This is a genomic window from Pantoea sp. Lu_F5_004 (assembly GCF_051136245.1).
Classification (GTDB): Bacteria; Pseudomonadota; Gammaproteobacteria; order Enterobacterales; family Enterobacteriaceae; genus Pantoea; species Pantoea agglomerans.
Genome location: NZ_CP194948.1, coordinates 1 through 18,070 on the forward strand (window position 1 = coordinate 1; position 18,070 = coordinate 18,070).

Annotated in this window: 15 protein-coding genes; 6 read left to right on the forward strand and 9 right to left on the reverse strand. The window is 50.8% G+C overall.

Annotation, left to right across the window (positions count from 1 at the left end; translation table 11 throughout):
• Positions 1-1,074, forward strand: coding sequence for a RepB family plasmid replication initiator protein (locus ACR8BN_RS21815; protein ID WP_031593098.1), 1,074 nt, complete (start codon positions 1-3; stop codon positions 1,072-1,074).
• A gap of 1,363 nt (positions 1,075-2,437) precedes the next feature.
• On the opposite strand, the gene ACR8BN_RS21820 is transcribed toward ACR8BN_RS21815, so the two are convergent.
• From ACR8BN_RS21820 to ACR8BN_RS21835, 4 genes are all read right to left on the reverse strand, one after another.
• Positions 2,438-3,625, reverse strand: a complete 1,188-nt coding sequence (locus ACR8BN_RS21820; protein ID WP_434747830.1) for a diguanylate phosphodiesterase — start codon at positions 3,623-3,625, stop codon at positions 2,438-2,440.
• Between the two features lie 251 nt (positions 3,626-3,876).
• Complete coding sequence (locus ACR8BN_RS21825; protein WP_434747831.1) at positions 3,877-4,086, reverse strand: DUF1471 domain-containing protein; 210 nt, start codon at positions 4,084-4,086, stop codon at positions 3,877-3,879.
• Positions 4,087-4,287: 201 nt separating this feature from the next.
• Complete coding sequence (locus ACR8BN_RS21830; RefSeq protein WP_134161885.1) at positions 4,288-6,072, reverse strand: GGDEF and EAL domain-containing protein; 1,785 nt, start codon at positions 6,070-6,072, stop codon at positions 4,288-4,290.
• Positions 6,073-6,591: 519 nt separating this feature from the next.
• Complete coding sequence (locus tag ACR8BN_RS21835) at positions 6,592-6,816, reverse strand: DUF3606 domain-containing protein (RefSeq protein WP_010256955.1); 225 nt, start codon at positions 6,814-6,816, stop codon at positions 6,592-6,594.
• A 369-nt stretch (positions 6,817-7,185) separates the two neighbouring features.
• On the opposite strand from ACR8BN_RS21835, the gene ACR8BN_RS21840 reads away from it, so the two are divergent.
• Together ACR8BN_RS21840 and ACR8BN_RS21845 are read left to right on the forward strand one after the other, a co-directional pair.
• A complete protein-coding gene (locus tag ACR8BN_RS21840; RefSeq protein WP_022624236.1) occupies positions 7,186-7,425 on the forward strand; it encodes a hypothetical protein in 240 nt (79 codons plus the stop codon).
• A gap of 175 nt (positions 7,426-7,600) precedes the next feature.
• A complete protein-coding gene (locus ACR8BN_RS21845; protein WP_039387365.1) occupies positions 7,601-8,089 on the forward strand; it encodes an Hsp20 family protein in 489 nt (162 codons plus the stop codon).
• Between the two features lie 73 nt (positions 8,090-8,162).
• Here ACR8BN_RS21845 and ACR8BN_RS21850 read toward each other — a convergent pair whose 3' ends face one another.
• The 3 genes from ACR8BN_RS21850 to ACR8BN_RS21860 all read right to left on the reverse strand — a co-directional run bounded on the left by ACR8BN_RS21850 (position 8,163) and on the right by ACR8BN_RS21860 (position 10,721).
• Entirely contained in the window at positions 8,163-8,927 is a 765-nt protein-coding gene (locus ACR8BN_RS21850; RefSeq protein WP_031593092.1) for a MerR family transcriptional regulator, read from the reverse strand.
• 195 nt (positions 8,928-9,122) lie between these two features.
• The gene (locus ACR8BN_RS21855; RefSeq protein ID WP_010256969.1) at positions 9,123-9,332 is read right to left on the reverse strand and encodes a CsbD family protein; all 210 of its coding nucleotides are present in this window, start codon (positions 9,330-9,332) and stop codon (positions 9,123-9,125) included.
• Between the two features lie 159 nt (positions 9,333-9,491).
• Complete coding sequence (locus ACR8BN_RS21860; RefSeq protein ID WP_031593091.1) at positions 9,492-10,721, reverse strand: diguanylate phosphodiesterase; 1,230 nt, start codon at positions 10,719-10,721, stop codon at positions 9,492-9,494.
• Between the two features lie 956 nt (positions 10,722-11,677).
• Between ACR8BN_RS21860 and ACR8BN_RS21865 the strand changes: the two genes are divergently transcribed.
• Complete coding sequence (locus ACR8BN_RS21865; RefSeq protein ID WP_060678836.1) at positions 11,678-11,911, forward strand: hypothetical protein; 234 nt, start codon at positions 11,678-11,680, stop codon at positions 11,909-11,911.
• Positions 11,912-11,986: 75 nt separating this feature from the next.
• Here ACR8BN_RS21865 and ACR8BN_RS21870 read toward each other — a convergent pair whose 3' ends face one another.
• A complete protein-coding gene (locus ACR8BN_RS21870; protein ID WP_031593089.1) occupies positions 11,987-12,316 on the reverse strand; it encodes a hypothetical protein in 330 nt (109 codons plus the stop codon).
• A gap of 636 nt (positions 12,317-12,952) precedes the next feature.
• On the opposite strand from ACR8BN_RS21870, the gene ACR8BN_RS21875 reads away from it, so the two are divergent.
• Positions 12,953-14,611 carry a methyl-accepting chemotaxis protein gene (locus tag ACR8BN_RS21875; protein ID WP_115758453.1) on the forward strand — a complete coding sequence of 553 codons (1,659 nt, stop codon included), beginning with the start codon at positions 12,953-12,955 and terminating at the stop codon, positions 14,609-14,611.
• Positions 14,612-15,214: 603 nt separating this feature from the next.
• A complete protein-coding gene (locus tag ACR8BN_RS21880) occupies positions 15,215-17,140 on the forward strand; it encodes a methyl-accepting chemotaxis protein (RefSeq protein ID WP_434747832.1) in 1,926 nt (641 codons plus the stop codon).
• A gap of 55 nt (positions 17,141-17,195) precedes the next feature.
• On the opposite strand, the gene ACR8BN_RS21885 is transcribed toward ACR8BN_RS21880, so the two are convergent.
• Positions 17,196-17,996, reverse strand: a complete 801-nt coding sequence (locus tag ACR8BN_RS21885; protein ID WP_083070599.1) for an MBL fold metallo-hydrolase — start codon at positions 17,994-17,996, stop codon at positions 17,196-17,198.
• Between the last annotated feature and the right edge of the window lie 74 nt (positions 17,997-18,070).

The window sequence follows — 18,070 nt, forward strand, 5'->3', positions numbered from 1 at the left end:
ATGCCAAGAAAAGAACCAGATATCCTGAACATAGCTGATGCGTTTAGTGAAACAGATAAACGTACAGGTGAAGTTGTTACTCTTACCCCCAACAGTAACAACACCGTCCAGCCGGTAGCATTGATGCGACTCGGTTTATTTGTTCCGACGTTAAAATCCACAGCACGCAGTCAGAAAAACCAGATGAACGCCATGGATGTGACCCAGGATCTTAAACAGTTATCCCTGGTCAGGTCAGAAGGCTATGACAACATCAAGATTCTGGGTGCCCGCCTGGATATGGATAATGATTTCAAAACCTGGGTCGGGATCATTCGTGCTTTCGCTACGCATGAGTGTCTGGGAGACACGGTAACGCTCTCATTCGTTGAATTTGCCAAACTATGCGGCATACCCTCAGTGCGGCTCTCCTCGAAGCTCAGAAGCCGCCTGGACGCTTCGCTGACCCGTATTGCCTCTAACACCCTGACTTTTACCAGTAAGGGCGGAGAGAACTACACGACGCATCTGGTGCAGTCTGCGAAATACAGCATCAAGAAGGACACGGTAACGCTGCAGGCCGATCCCAAGATCTTTGAGCTGTATCAGTTCGACAGAAAGGTTCTGCTGCAGCTTAAAGCCATCAATGAGCTGGCACGCAAAGAGTCTGCTCAGGCGCTCTACACCTTCATTGAAAGCCTTCCGCCAAAGCCTGCGCCGATATCTATGGCGCGTCTGCGCGCCAGACTTAATCTGACCTCGCGCGTGATAACGCAGAATGCCACCGTCAGAAAGGCCATGGAGCAGTTGAAAGAGATCGGTTATCTCGACTACACCGAAACCCGACGTGGTTCATCAGTCTACTTCTGGGTTCATTACCGTCATCCTAAACTGCGTCCGGCCGAACTGCCGCTCAGTAAGTCAGGCCTGATCGATGATGAGATGGATGAGTTTGACGATCTTGATATCGATTCCGACGTAATTGACGTCACCCTGCCTGAACCGGTGATTGAAGAGGATAGCAGTGAGCTGGTGATGGTCTCGCGTGAGGAAAAAGAGCTGCTGAACAAAATCAGGAAGCAGAAGAAGCAATGACACGGTTTTTGCAAACATGTACTCCGCTTTCAACCTCTTATCGGGAACGCCGGGCTGAAAGGCAATAACCACTGTAGCGAGTAACGTTACTCACTATAGTGGTTGCCAGCCCGTCAGCAACATACGTAACGCCTGTCTGAATAGGGTTAATCGCGCTATTACTCACTCCCCATCGGCAGGGCCTGAATTGAGCCCGGTGCTGTGTTTACTCTCTATAGTGGTTAGTCTCTCCCGGAAGAGCGGTCTCAAAGAGCGTAACAGCCAGAATGATCCCATCTTTACTCGCTATAGTGGTTACCCACCTGATCACGGCACATAATGCATGCCAGACATGAAGTATTCACGCAGGCTGTGCAGTGAAATTGGTGTTATTACTCTACTCGCTATAGTGGTTATCTCCTCCGTTACCGCGCTTTTTCAGCTCCCTTTCGTCCAATAAGGGTGAGTAAACTACACGCTACAGTGGTTATCAGGTTGCTTTATCGCTAAAGCGGTCAGTTAATCATCAGATATTGACGCTGAGGAATGAGATATTCTCGCTACAGTGGTTGTTAATTGGGAGCAGAAATGGGGAGCTTACTCGCTATAGTGGTTGTTATTGTCACTGGCCTATGCTCGATATAGTGGTTATCTTAAATATAGTAAGTACTCACTATCAACTTATATATTGTCAGTAAAAGACTTCCTGTTAAATTGCCAAATGCCCACACCTATAGATGGTTACTCGCCACAGCCGTTAAACAGTGTGGCGTGCTTCAGGTTTTTGCAGCCACAGAGCTCAATTTTCTTTTCAAAGCGTTTCTGCCAGGCCGTATGCAGGGCGGATTTTGCAATCAAGGGTCAAAATTCATTGTTGAGAGGAAGATCGGGTTTTTACTCGCTATAGTGGTTATGACTAAGTGAAACCGTACCTGGAGTACCTGAAACAAGGGGTAATGCGCCTTCGCGCTGCAATTCAGAAGGACGAATGACAATTTACTTACTCCGTTTACTCGCTACAGTGGTTTCCGAATCCTGAATATCGTTACTTTACTCGCTACAGTGGATAGGTAATGAAGTTTGATCCTAAAAATGGATCCGCAGCCACTGATTTGCTCAGTAGAAGAGTTAAACAGGTAACTTTACTCTCTACAGTGGTTACCCAATAGAGCTAAGCCAGAATGAGTGCAGAGGTTAAGGTATGACCGGAACCTGCAGTTAGGCGCTGCTGTTATTGCTGTCGCAAGAACGGATCCGATGGGGGCGCGGGGGAGGGGCGATGTTTAATGGGACCGCTGCGGCTCTGATACTGCCGCGCAGGGCATCGGTGAAGAAAGCGGCCTCGCAATGACGTACCGCTTTATCACCATCGGGACAGAGAGTGTTACATCGCCTCACGGTATTCCGGCCAGGCAACGGATTGTGCTTCATAGCGCCCCGCGGCTGCGAACAGCGTGCCCTGGAAGTTGATCACGCCTGCAGCCTCCAGCCACATCCACTCTTCTGCCTGTACGATCCCTGCCGCGATGACGGTAATTTCGAGTGCTGAACAGCATTTAATAATCGCCTGAACCACCGCCTGCTTTGGCCCACTGCGATGAACGTCGCGGGTGATACCGGCATCAATACGAATGCGGTCGGGCTGAATGTGAGTCAGCAAGGACAATCCCGCGGAGCCGTCACCAAAATTGTCGATCGACAGACTGATTCCGACTGCTTTTAGCGCGCGTACGGCATCAGAGAACGCTTCCAGCTGCGAGATCACTGCGGTTTCACTTACGCCAACTACAACCTGCTCAGGGACCAGTCCCGCCTGCTGAATAGCGGTCACAATATGATCGACGGCATCGGGTATCACCACCAGCGTCATAGGCAGCAGGCTGACGTACAATGTCATACCGTCCGGGCAGACCAGGCCAGCGTGGGCAAACGTCTTTTTCACGGTTTCCAGATCGTTAACATAAAGCTGATCGCCTGAGGTTTCGTCGGCGGGAGCAGGCCGCAGGGTGGTCGCTTCAATCGCTGTAACCTGACGAGCGAGGGGATCCACCACCGGGCGAAAGCTGACGCCTTCTGTCTCCGGACGGGAATCCGGCACATCATTGTGCTCAGAAATAAACTCCCAGTAACCCGGCGGGAGGACCTCGTAGTAGTTCTCTTTCTCGCGAGACTCTACAAACGTGCGCAGGAATTGCAGTGCCCGATCATCATAGGTGAGGCGATATTTGGACGTCCCTTTATCCAGCACTGCCTGCAGGAGCGACGAGCGATCGTGTTCACGCAGGTCAAAGAGGACCATGCCCGCATTACCAAATCGGCGGTAAGGCGCATAGTCGCGCATCAGCTCCACCACATTGTGGTGCCGTCGATCTGCACAAATTCTCTGATAGACTGCCTGAATGCCCGCTTCCGGACCCTCAAGTAATTGAAAAAAATGGGTACCGTTAAATAATAAGATGCCGGTCACGTCGTGAGCCGCATTTATTTTGCTGGCGTTGTCGACCATCGCGGGCAGAGTTCTGATGGGAAAGTCATCTGAAATATGGCTGCGGTATATAATGGTAGTCAGCATGTGCAGCTCCGTTTTATAAGATTGTTGCGCACACGCTAGCATTGTTCAAAAAATGTTTCATCTCTACTTATTCACTGTCGCACAGACTGCACCACGGCAGGTGGCAGTAAGCGGAACGGCAAATTACGGGGCACGGTTCCAACAATCGTAATGGGATCAGAGACGCTGAACCTGAGCAGACTAACTTATGCTTCCTGCATAATAAAAAAGGCCGCCGTAATGGCAGCCTCATCGTATTGAAGGGGTAAATGTTATTTGATCAGTTCAGCAGAGACATAAGCACGATTATCAACACGTGCGCCGGTAATTTTATAGGATGCACCTGCATCTTTGGCCTGTGCCGCGACTTTCGCTTCAGCAGCATCCAGGGTAGAAGCGGTAGCGGTAATAGTCTGGGCAAAACTACCGAATGAAATCGGAGAAAGTGCAGCAACAGCAACGAAAGTTTTGATGGATTTCATGGTCAATTCCTTAGCGTATTTCAGTCGGGGAGAGGCGTTTTGCCTCGATGGAATGAATGATAGGCGCGATCTCGCCAGACTGATATAGCTAACTTTTGCTGATATTGATCAAATATTTTGAATTAGAATCATAGGAGGATATCAGAGCTCGATCTGCTCACTGAAAACGCAATCTGATATCAGATTGCGTCTGCTCCAGTTTTAATGACACTCGCCACGCAGCTTCCAGTGCAGCCAGTGATCCAATGCTTCTTCGTTCAACGGCTTCGAATAGAAATAGCCCTGAGCCTGATCGCAGCCATATTCGGTCAGGGATGTTACTGCATCCGGACACTCAACCCCTTCTGCCACTACGGTATAGTCCAGCTCTTTAAGCATGGCGATGATGCTGCGTGCAATGATACGTGAAGCCGTGTCAGAGGAAAGCTCACTGATCAGGGAACGATCCAGCTTAATCACATCAAGCGGCATGCGACGCAGATAACTGATATTGCTGTAGCCGGAACCGAAATCATCGAGTGAAATAGTGAATCCTCGTGCTCTGAGCATCTCCAGCCCGCGCAGGGCGGTCGGGCTTTCAAGGATACGTTCGGTTTCCAGACATTCGATTCCCAGCAGAGAGGTCGGGAGCTTAGATTTGACCATCTTACTTTCCAGCGCTGAAGCGAACCCCTCGCGCGCAAAGTCACGTACGCTGACGTTTATCGTTAGCGGCAGCTGGATGCAGTTATTCCTCAACCGGCTGAGGCGCTCAACCGCCCGATCGATAATCCAGGCAGTCAGTACAGAGAGCAGATCGGTCTGCTCAGCCAGCGGGATAAAGGCAGCAGGAGAAAGTTCGCCCCGGCTGGGATGTTGCCAGCGGATAAGCGCTTCCAGACCCACGGGTTTACCACTTTGCAGGCAAATTTTCGGCTGATAGACCATATATAGCCCGGTGTTCTCGCGTAACGCCGTTTTAAGATCGGTCATCAGCAGGAAATCTTCTGAACGCTGCGTTTCGGCCTCAGCGTCAAAGCGCTGAGAGGGCAGCCCACGGCCGACCGCTTCATGCAGCGCACTGACCGCACGGCCTAATATTTCAGACGCTGGCATGCTGCCAGCGACAAAGTCAGCCTCACCGGTATGGGGAGTCAGCGCGACCGACAGACCTTCATCCATATCCGCACTGATGCCTTCCAGACGACCGGCTACCCAGGCTGCACTGAGTCGGCTATCCGCTCGGGTCAGGATAGCAAAGCGGCCGGTGGCCACCGTATAGATCATCTCCCCAACCGCTGGACGCAGGCGCAGCGGCAGCAGAGTGGCCATATCTTTCAGCAGGCTCTCAACCGGGCTCATTCCCATGGTGCGGGCCAGTTCATAAGCACGCGACATATCGATGCAATCAATCAGAACCAGACGGCGTGGCGTGGTATCGCCGGCAACGGCAAGATATTGCAAATCACGTATCAGGCGCTGACGGTTAGGCAGCCCGGTCACCGGATCGGTAAAACCCGCCGAGTGCCAGGCTTCAAGAAAGGACATTACCAGCGTAGAGAGCAGCGTTAATGTCGTCACCTGGTCACTGGGAAACGCATGTGGCTCGGTGTCGGTTACACATAGTGTGCCCAGAATAATGCCATCGCGTGTTTTCAGTGGCACACCGACATAAAAGCGGATAAAGGGTGCGCCAGTGATCAGGGGATGCGTGACAAAACGCGCATCGTAATAAGTATCAGGGACGATTACCGCACTGTCGCTATCAACCACGTGGCGACAAAGTGAATCCGCACGCTTTGAACGTTGCAGATCAAAATTGTGTGATGCCCGAACGGTCTGGAATTCGTCATCCAGCACCGATATAAAGCTGCCCGGGATACCCAGGGCCTGACTGGCTAACCGGACAAATTTCCTGAGAACTTCATCGCGGCTTTCATCAGGGTCGCGCAACGCCTGTAAGGCGCGGCTGCGGCGCTCATTGTCGCCGTTTAAATTGTTTAACATGTGTGTAGAACCCCCGCACCGGCTGATTACGGAGCGAAAAAAGAAAACTGTCCGGAGCGAAATGTGATTCGGGCGGCAGGAAATATGGCGTGATTTTTATTTTCACCTGGATGATAAGGGACTATGCAGCGGGTGTCTCTTAATATTTTCTTTAACGCATTAAAGGGGTTGTTACGATTCGAAAATTTAATCGAAGATGCGCCTGATTATTTACATTTGTTCATTTTATATAGCCAGGAGAGGGTTTTTACGGTTGTTAATGTTTATTTTCCGTCAGGAGATGAATAAGCATTCAGGGTGGTTAATGTTATTTCTAAGTCAGTTTTACAGTGAAACAGGTCTGCAGCCAGAGACGGATCGCTATCCGCTGGTTGATAAGGGAGGTAACCTATTAAAACTCAAGGTAAAAGCCCGAAAAGATGAAGACCGGCAGATATGACCTGTCAGTGTACTCCTGACTGCTATAGGTCAATCTACCGCAAGACCGCCAGTAACGCGTCGCTTCAGACAGTAATCAGTTTAACCTTTCATGCCGTGTGTGAATTGTGTCGGACGACGTGGCGGCGGGTTTTGCTCCAGCCAGTCACGTACCTGTTCGGTCCGCGGCCCTCGCTCGCGGATCGCGCGTGTCAGCCTTTCCTGTGTCGTCCTCAGTTCCTGGGTCCAGTAGGTGATTTGCCACTGTTCACGAATTTCCACCTGCGACAGATCGTCGGGCGAGCGACGCTGGATAGGATTTTTCATTTATTATCCTCCTCTTTTTCAATGATGCTGCCTGAACATGACCCTCAGGCGATACATCTATCCTGATGAAGAAAGGGAGATTGAGGTAGCGGATTAATCCCTGAATGGCCCTTAAGGCAAATAACAGGATAATTCCTGGCTGGAGGAATAAAGCACTCTATGGAAATAGAAAAGTCTCTGTCAGGACAAAATATACCGCTTCGCTTATAAAAAAATCATGCATGATTTTTAACTCTGAAATTTGACATTTATTTAAAATAGTCAATTATTCTCTGGTCTTTTCGTTCTGGCCGCTCTCAGGTCGCTTCGCTTTTATTGATGGCAAAGCGCTGTGCCTTTGCGGTTTAATCATGTTTAAGGAGTCTTTGTTTGGTGAATCGTCCCCCCAGGCCGCCTGTGGTCGTCCAGAGTAATGTACGTGAACTTCGTCTTGCCGCCGGGCTCTCACAGCAGAGCGCTGCTGAGCGTTTTGACCTTAGCCTGCGCGTCTGGCAAACCAAAGAAGCCGCAGGTAACCCGACATTATTAAGTCAGGGAGAATATGAGTTGCTGTTATTACTGGCTGGCTGTCATCCCCATTTTGCTCTTGCACCTCAGAGCAAAAAGTAACGGTTGCGTTAATATCCTGAAATTTATTGCTGTGGTAACCGGCTGTCTGATAACGGTAAAAAAATTATATTTACCGACTTGAAAGCTGACAACTGATCCCTATTTATGGAGATGATCGGAAATATGAACCCGATCAGATGAACTTTTGGATGAACCTGTTCAGGAGATTATCACCATGTCAGTACAACAATTTTCAGTGTTCCCTTCGCTGGCTGATTCTGTCTTTTCAGACCGCTTTAACCGCATCGATAAATTGTTCAGTCAGCTTACTGGCGACAGCCCGGTAACGTCGGTTCCCGCTTACGATCTGCAGCGGGTAGAGGATAATCGCTATGCGTTGACCGTCAGCGTACCTGGCTGGAAAGAGCATGAACTGGAGATCGAGTTACGAGGCGGACGGCTTTCAGTGGCCGGTCACAGAGAGAAATCGTCCCAGGAAGCGTCTGGCGAGGGCCGGGAAGAGAACACCAGCTGGATCCACCGCGGTATTTCCCGACACGATTTCCAGCTGAGCTTTTCCATTCCAGAGCACATGAAGGTCACCGGAGCCAGCCTGGCGGAAGGTCTGCTTAGCATTGATCTGATCCAGGAAATACCGGAGAGCGAGAAACCGCGCCGTATCCCGATTGCGATCGGCGGTCAGCGTACCCTTGAACATCAGTAATATGAACAGGGCGGAAACGGCACAGGCTGTTTCCGCCTTTTTAATTGCTGGCAGGTAAGAAAGTCAAAAGAGTTCAGGCGCTGGCAGCCATCAGGCTGATTTGCGACGGTAAGCCGGTATTCGTTCCGGTCAGCATGATCGGTTCACCCGCCTCAAGACTGGAGTGAAATGCAGCCTTCATCGATGCGCTGATACCATCACCACACCACATCAGATGATGTTCAAAGCGGCGTTGCGCCACGGCGGGAATACCTGACGCATCTGCTGCAACTTCAACCCGAAAGCCCTGTCCGTTAAGCCGTATCGCTTCCATCCAGATCTCGGTTTCATCTGTGACGCTGACTGCTTCAAGAAACAGCGGTACGGTGCTGCGTCGTTGTGAGGCCAGCGCCAGGCGCTCCCACTGACTGACTACCGCTGAATGAAAACGCTGCTGTCGCCACGCCGCACCTTCGCTGAGGTCAGTGCGCAGCCAGAGGTTGAGCGGTCGCAGGTAGCGATTAACATAATCATCACCACAATAGTCGGTATTCATCATCTGTAGTTCGCGATCAACATCTGCGTCCGTATTGTGCGCCAGCAGATGCAACATATCCTCTTCCCGACAGGCCCAGCCGCCAGGCAGCGTAACGCTGGACCAGTTCAGCGCAGTATGGATATCAAAGAGCGTATGACCCCCTGAGGTCATTTCACGCACACAGAGCGCACGCGTAAGCTGATTATCTGAGTAGCCAGCAGGACCAGGCGGCGTTAACAGCCCGGCACGGCGCCAGCGGCGCAGAGTTTCAGGAAGAACACCGACGAGACCACATACGGTGTCAGTAGAGTGCTGGGGCATAATTGATATCCGGAAGGCATTGAGATCCCATGAACAGGGAAGATGACGCAGTATGCGCGTCAGGAATAAATAAAGAAACAATCATTTCCATAATCTGCCGGTGTATCGGGTGCAGAGATGGCAGTGGGTGAGAGGGATTAAACAGGGCTACAGGGCAGGTGCCGGACGCAGGGACGCCCGGCGATTAAGAACGCGTTACCAGTGGTACTTGTTGGAATCTTCCCACTCTTTCACTTCTTTTTCGGCACGATCTTTCTCGTAGCCGTAGCGTTCCTGAATTTTACCGACCAGCTGATCGCGCTTCCCTTCTACAACGGTCATATCATCATCCGTAAGATCACCCCATTTTTCCTTAACTTTACCTTTGAACTGCTTCCAGTTACCGCCAATGCGATCTTCGTTCATGATGACTCTCCCATTTCCGGTTGTTGTCCAGTGACCTGATGAATATCTGTGTTGCCTGAAGGCTGTCAGATGAATCAAGCATGGCACAGCTTTTGCCTTTTGCAGCGAAGCGGTGTGAGCCGCATCAAATTATGGGCAAAAGGGCAGGAAAGGGAATGATCACGGCGAGGGCGATTCCGGGCGTCGTGCTGGCCAGCTTACTGCAGGCAGGGCATTGAGGGCTGGACGGGCAAACAGAAAGCCCTGGTAATAGCGTACCCCGGCACCTTCCAGCCAGAGCCACTCTTCAATTTTTTCAACCCCTTCCGCAATGACCGTAATTTCCAGCGCCTGACAGCATTTAATGATGGCCATCACTATCGCCTGACGCGGGCCACTGCGGTGGATATCGGTGATTAGCTTGCGATCGATTTTAACTTTGTCGGGCTGGAAATCGGCTAACAGCGACAGGCCAGCGAAACCGGCGCCAAAATCGTCGAGCGCCAGGCTGATCCCGGCCGCTTTCAGCTGCTGGACAGCAAACTGGAATGCGTCGAAGCGCGAGATGATCTCATCTTCGGTCACTTCAACCACCACCTGCTCTGGTCGCAATCCCTGCTGCCTGATCTGCTGGATAAGATGTTCAACAGCATTATCGATTACCACCAGCGACATGGGCAGCAGGTTGACGGAGAGTGTCTGCTCGCGCAACCCCAGATGCCTGGCCAGCTGGAAAGCGTAGGTTTTAGAGTGCAGATCGCCCTGATAGCGCTCGCTTTCTGGCAACTGTGAAAAGTAATCAGCGGGTGATGCGCCGTGCTGACCACGTATTAAGGCTTCACAGGAGACAATCCGGCGATTCGCTGTATCCACGATAGGCTGTAAAGCAAATTCACAACGCTGACCCGGTGCCGGTTGCCAGGCTGGCTGAGTTTCGGAGGTGACTGGCGTTGTCAGCGTCCACTGACTGGCAGGATCAATTTTGATAAACGTCTCTTTATCCCGCCCCTCGACGAAAGAACGCAGGAACTTTACCACCCGGTCATCTCTGATCCGTTCATCACTCAGGGTGACCCGCTTAAGCAGGGCATCCACTACGGTGTGTTTCTGATAATCACGTAAATCAAACAAGGCCATACCGGCATGACCGAAGCGACGCGCAGGGGCGTAATCCCGCATCAGCTCAATCAGGTTAAAATGCCGCTCATCCTGACTGATACGCTGGAAAACTGTGTGAACGTTGTCGACGCTACCCTCCAGCACCTGAAAAAAGTGTTGACCGTCATAGAGCAGTATCCCGGTGACTTCAGCCTCGGCATTTTTGATACTGGCGCGCTCCACCAGCGCTTTCAATCTCTCTGGCGAGACAGAACCCGCAAGCTGGCTACGGTAAATAAGGGTGGAGAGCATAATCAGACTCACGTGGCAAAAGTTACTGATTAAACATATCACAGAAATATTGCCGGTTAAGGGCACAACTGCGACCATTATGCCGTTATATTTGCAGCATTAATTTAATCGTAGATTCAGGTAGTACGACAGGATTCGACAATCAGGACATCAGATGGCGGTGCGGCAATAACCGGGCATAGAAATGACTGGAAAAGAAAAGCCCCCGCAAAAGCGGGAGCGAATAGCAGATATAGCGCATTATTATAACGTTACAGCATCCCTGGTGAGGCGCTGGTCAATCTGATATTGCCAGATTATTACGCACTTTTTACTCTCTTTACCATGTCATTCTGGCGAGGTTTTTAAGCGGGTAAAAATCCGTTTATTTGCTAATCCGGAAAATTGTTTTCAGATTCAATCCGCTGTTTCAGGCTTCTGCTGATGTCCGCACCGCCAATGAATTATCAGCTTACAAATCAACCACTTTTCCAGACACGCCTTTAACGTCATCAGCACAGTAGTCCGCAACGCATGAACGTTGCCGGTCTGCAGAGACAATCAGATGTGGGTATCTGCGTTATCTGAAAAAAGTGCCCCCTGTAAAGGGGGCAAGGGTAGGAGTCAGATCGCTCTGTAAAAGAAGTGGATTTCATCACAGAGCCATTCAAAGATAGGGCAAAAACCATGTTTATGCCGCTACGGTTAACTCTTTTTTTAGTTAGATATCAAATAATTAAAACGCTAACAATGTTTAATGACTCTAAAAATCAACACCTTAATCCGATATGAAAACGATTTCTAAGATTAGGATTAAAGTCCTGTTTCGGCTGCTGCTTCTGCTATAAATGGCCACAATTAAGCCATTGCTTAGCGATCTGAGAGTGGTACACAGAGCAGACTTGACCGTTTACAAGAATAATTGTACTGTTCATGCATACAGTATTTTGTCGGTTGAAAGCAGGTGTGGGGTTGAGATGTCACAGGATGATGAGGTCTGGTCAGCATTCAGAGAGGCGATGAGGCGGGATGATACCGGTCAGTGCACAGTGAGTACCCGGGATTTTGTGGCTGAACTGGAACAACGCAACTCACCTCACACGCTTCGGGCCGCGAATACGTGGATAGAGATGCATATCACGACTTTCAGTGATATCTCAATTGAGCCCGGGGAATGTCGGCTGTTCCAGGTGCCTGCGGCGCGTGATTAAAACGTGCCGCAGCGCAGACAGGATAATAAAGCGTTTCAGCCTGCCCGCTGTAACAGGTTCAGGCTGAAGCAGGCATCAGAGCCTGGATGTGTTCCGACGCATGTCAGAACGATCCTGGAATTTAGGATTCGCGGGGTAGCTCTTCTCGCACGCCATGCGCGCCAGATTCAATGCAACTTTGCGTTTTTTAAGCTTTAACTTCGGCAACCACTCTTTGAACTGTGCCGTTAGCGACGCTGCCTGCTGCTCGTTGGTGACACGACAGATAAAGAGCTTGCTCTTGGTCTGACGACTGACATCAATGGCATAGATCTCTACACCTGCGCTGCACACTTCATATTCAACATCCGTAAACTGCATGTGTGGCCAAAGACCGGTTCTGGTTTCAAATGTGGCTAAATCCATGACGACTACCTTTTTTTATTTTAAGCGTTATTGCTACCCAACAGACAAAAGCCTGGTCGGGCCAGTGAGCATAGACCAGATTCAGCATTCTGCCAGCGATTTCACTGATTTAATCTGGCCCTGACACAAAAGGCTAAAATCTGATATGGACGCCTGTTATCCGACAGGTAGCCAGTCACCCTCTTATCAGAAAATCTGATGACAGACTGTCATGCTGTTTTTTCACCCTTCAGCTCTTCAGCTTTACAACCCCTGCCGTTGCTGCTTCTGTCACGGCATCTCACAAAATTTATTGCCTTCTCTTTACAATTATCATCATCAGAACTGTTGAATTAGCGAGCTAATGATCAGATCCCAATGAATGTCTGCTGCCGCTTCATTGTGACCATCCGGCAGTGGAAAACTTCTGACAGCCCATCTGGTAAATTTATCGCAGATGATGAGATGTAAAAGGGCGTGTCAAAATAAAAATGAACTAATGCCAGAATAGTTTCCTGTGTAGTTCACTCTGTGCCATTCGCAAGGAAAAATAAAAATATATTCGCCATGCTTAATTAAAGCCCTGCAGACAAAAGCCGATAAGAACGATCCAACTTTGAATTATGTCCAGATTATTCTTTTTTGCCGGGGGCAAGTATGACTATTACACAACGTCTGGTATTGATTTTCTCACTGCTTGCAATGTCACTGATTGCACTGGTGATTATCTCTTTATCAGTGATTTCGGGCTTTCAATCCCGCTTTGAATATGTACAGATGAACGCGATACCCAGCATTCGCGATCTCAATAAATCGATCAGTGTCACCAATCAGTTAGGTATTGCGCTTTATCGCCACCACAGCACCAGCGATGCGGCAAAATTCCCTGCTGCGGAAGAGCGCATTGAGAATCTGCTTTCGCAAATTAAGTCGCTCAATGATTACTACATGACAAACGATGTCTCGAACGATGAAGACAAAGCGATGACGGAACAGGCCTATAAAAATCTGGATGCGGTCCGCAGCGCATTGCCGGCATTTCTTGCTGCGTCACGCGCCCATAATGATGCGGTCACGCTGCCGTTATTGCAGAGTGAGGGTGGTATTGGTGCCGCATCCCGTAAGATGGAAGCGGATTTCACCCGTCAGATTCAGCTGAATATCGATATTGGCGAACAGCTCAGGGCGGAGAACAAGCGCGTTTATAGCCAGACCCTGTGGGCGATGTCTGGTGGATCGCTGCTGCTTATTCTGATACTGGCCGGTTTCTCCGCTAAGGTGATTCTCGGCATTAAAAAGAGCCTCTCAGGCATGGTCAATACCATGACGCAGGTGAGTCATACCCTCGACCTGACTCATACCGCGGAGGTCCGCAGTAAGGATGAGATCGGCAAAACGGCGATGGCATTTAATCAGCTGCTGGCGCGCGTCTCCGGCACGCTGCTCTCTGTCAATCATGCCGCGCAATCGGTCAGTACCGGATCAACGCAGATTGCCGCAGGCAACGAAGATCTCTCTGCACGCACGGAAGAACAGGCGGCTTCACTGGAGCAAACCTCAGCCAGCATGGCGACACTGAGCGAAACGGTGCGACAGAACTCAGAAGGTGCGCATCAGGCCAGCAGCCTGGCAAATAACGCGAATCACATGTCAATCCAGAATGGGACGGCGGTGAAGCAGATGCTCAGCACCATGGATGAAATCCGTGCCAGCTCTGCCAAAATCTCTGAAATTACCGGGCTGATTGAAGGCATCGCGTTTCAGACCAATATTCTGGCGCTGAATGCGGCAGTCGAGGCAGCGCGTGCGGGCGAGCATGGTCGCGGCTTCGCCGTTGTTGCCTCTGAAGTGCGCAATCTGGCGCAGCGCTCCTCTTCTGCCGCCCGTGAAATTAAGGATCTTATCTCAACATCGGTTTCACAGGTCGAGCACGGTTTAGAGCAGGCCAGCGGCGTTGGATCTAATAGTGAAAATGTCCGTCAGGCGATTCAGCAGGTGGCCGATCTGGTCAATGAGATTGCGGCGGCTACCTCTGAGCAGAGCAAAGGCATTGAACAGGTTCATCAGGCTATCGGTCAGATGGATGAAGTGACGCAACAGAACGCCTCGCTGGTGGAAGAGGCCTCATCCGCCTCTAAGTCGCTGCAGGAGCAGGCAGAAACGCTGTCGGGACTGGTGGCGACCTTTAAGCTGGAAAGCAATCACAGTGCAGTGCAGTCGCAGCAGACCGCTGCAGTACGGCGTCCGGTATTACACACAAAGCAGCCTGAGCACCAGACCATCGACCTGACTAAGGCGAACTGGGAAAGTTTTTAATGGTTGAGCAGTAACTTAAGGGCCTCCACAATGTGGGGGCTTTTTTTTATCTTAAATCAGAATAAATAAAACGGCTTTTCCTGAAATAAATATAATATGAAATCGATTTCATTATAAAAGTGCAGGTAACTCTTTAGGGTTATAAGGTTTAAATTGGAATTTGCCGGGCGTAGATATTTGTTTTGATAGTCTGGTGATAATGAGTCAGATACAGGCAGGATGTCAGTTATCGGCTATTCATGACGCAACTTGAATTTCTTTATCTTCAAAACAATAACGCTGAAGTCAGGCTTGTGGCTTAATGATTTTTGCCAGGTGTTTTTATTTCAATTTTATGATTTTTAAGGGTATTTTTCAAGTTTGGCTTAGGTGAATATTGAAGTAAATATTGTCATTTTATTCACTGTAAAATAACGCAGCGCAATCTATACTCCCTTCTGTGTTATATGTACTTCTGATTTTTATACGAAACTCCTTTCTTCATAGCGACATTGTGCTGCATGAGTCATCTCTGGCTATGTCAAAGAAACGGTAAAAATAATATTACGAAAGCTATTTCGTGCGCTACACACCTGCACGTCTCACACATCAGAGCGGAAAAGAATGAAAAAAATACTCGACCGGATTAATTTGCCAGCGAAATTCCTGTTACTCGGATCCTTTGCGCTGGTGCTGTTTATTTTACCCACCTTTCTGTTTATTCAGACGGGCAACCAGCTTATTGATACAAAGAATGTGGAACTGACCGGTATACCGGTCGAAAGAAAGGTGCTCAAGTTGCTGAACCTGCTGCAGCGGCACCGTGCGGAAAGTGCGATCGCTATCTCGCTGAACAAACCAGATAACGCGCCACGTATGGCGTTGGTCAGTGAGGTTAATCGCTTATCTCAGACGATTGCTGACGAATTACGTCAGAATAATGAGCAGGCGCAGCCGCTGAAACGGCTGGAGCGGGTTAATCAGGAGTGGAGCCAGCTGCAGAACGATATTAACGCGGGCAAACTGACCCTGGCAACCAGCCTGACGCGACATGCTCAGCTGATTCAGGCGCTGCTCGATACGAACCAGGATGTACTTGATTTCTATCAGCTATCGCTGGATGCCGATCTGAATACCTACCAGCTGATTGTCAGTATCTTTAGTCGCCTGCCGCAACTGACTGAAACGCTGGGACAGATTCGTGCTAGCGGCACGTCGCTGATTGCGGGTGGGAATGTGTCGGATGCCGATCGCAGCCGCATGGCATTTCAGCTTGATTATGGCAAAACGGCGCTGAGACAGTTTAGCGGCAACATGGATAAAGTATTTTCCATTGAGCCAGATCTTAAAACCACCTTTGGCAATCTGGCACAGGATGCGAACCAGCAGGCGCTGAGTGCACTGAATCTGGCTGATAGTGTCTTTGTCAGCGGTCACGCCAGCGTGACGCCGGTTGACTATGTGCGGGTCTTTACCCAGGCGATTAACCGTTACGGCGAGCTGGGTGAACAAACCAGCCATCGTCTGGAAGGAATGATGCAGACGCAGATCCAGGAACGCCGCTATGCGCAATATCTGTTACTGGCAGGTCTGTTTGCTGTCGCGCTGCTGGCCATTCTGCTGGCCGTCATGATTACCCGTTCAGTGACCCGTCCGGTTAAAGAAGCGGTCGAAGTTGCCAGCCGCGTCGCGGCGGGCGATCTGACAGCACAGCTGAACGTTTCCGGCAGCAATGAGATGGCTGAGCTGCTGAATGCACTGATGCGGATGCAGCAGCGGCTTGCTCAGCTGGTGTCGGATATCAAAGGTAACGCGGCTACCATCGCCAACTCCTCAGAAGAGATTGCCCGTGGCAATGGCGATCTGTCGTCGCGCACCGAGCAACAGGCGGCTTCACTGGCTGAAACGGCTGCCAGCATGGAGCAGCTGGCGGCAATCATTCAGCAGAACGCGGATAACACGCGCTTTGCCTCTGCCCGTGCAGAATCTGCCACGCAGGCTGCACTCTCCAGTGGTGCAGCGATGGATTCGGTGATGGAGACCATGCACAAAATTCGTGGCAGCTCAGGTAAAATTGAAGAGATTACCTCGGTGATCGACAGTATCGCCTTCCAGACCAACATTCTGGCACTGAATGCGGCCGTGGAAGCGGCACGCGCCGGTGAGCAGGGTAAAGGTTTTGCGGTTGTTGCATCGGAAGTGCGGGCACTGGCACAACGTTCAGCCAGTGCAGCTAAAGAGATCAAAGGTCTGATTGAGCAGTCGGTCGGTCACGCGCAGGAAGGGATCGCCATGGCGCAGAACGCTGGCGATAAGGTGAAACAGAGCGTCTGCGCCATTGAACAGACCTCTCAGCTGATGCGCGACATCACTTCTTCATCCGAAGAGCAGAGCAGTGGCATCTCGCAGGTCAATATTGCGGTGAACCAGATGGATCAGGTGACGCAGCAGAACGCCGTGCTGGTAGAAGAGTCGGCCTCCTCAGCTGATGAACTCGCCGCGCGCGCAGGGCAGTTACGTACGATGGTTGCGGTGTTCCAGACCGCATAATGGTGCTAAACAGCCGCCTGTGGGCGGCTGTTCTCTTCTCAGCGTTTATTCCGCGCTACGCCTGATGATCCTGCAGACAGGCCAGATACTTCTCTCCCGACCGCATCACCTTCTCTTTTGCCTGCTGATGGATATCCTGCCCTTCAAACGCGCCATACAGTTGCCCGAATGTCACGCCGGAGAGCCGATGCAGTATGTCGCCTACCGTAGCGGCTGACAGCGGCAGCATATTCGGGTAGCTCCACATAAACGACACGCCATGCGCACCCGGCGTAACCTGGATAATATCACCCGCCAGAATCACCCCTTCGTCTTCGTTCCAGTGCAGCACGCTGCCGCCGGGAAAATGGCCGCCCAGCCGTAACAGCGTCACAGAGGGCATCAGCGTCAGCGACTCGCCCTGCCATAACTGGATATGCGGACTCTTCCGCACAATCCATTGACGATCGCGGGCGTGCAGATGAATGGGCGCATTAAACGCTTCAGCCCACTCCTGCATGGTGGTGTAGTAGTGCGGATGTGAAATCGCGATAGCATCAATGCCGCCCAGCGCCGCGATCAGCGTATAGGTGGCATCATCAAGGTTGGCAATGCAGTCCCACAGCACGTTGCCGTGCGGCGTGCGCAGCAGAAAAGCGCGCTGGTTGATGGCAAACTCAGGCACGGTTTTAAGACTTAACAGCGCATCGCTATGGGCCGTCCACTTATTGGCGTGGCTGGCGCGCAGTTCAGCAAACGCGATCCAGCGCTGACCAGCGGCCGGAACGTACTGGCGTTCATCATCACAGATTTTACATTGCTGATGAGTGGAATGAGCGGGATAAGCCGTTCCGCAGGCCGTACATAACATCGTCATGGTGATCTCCTTTGTCTCACTCAATCTTATGCACACCTGCGAAAACCGCACTTTCCTGAGGCTATTTCTTCACG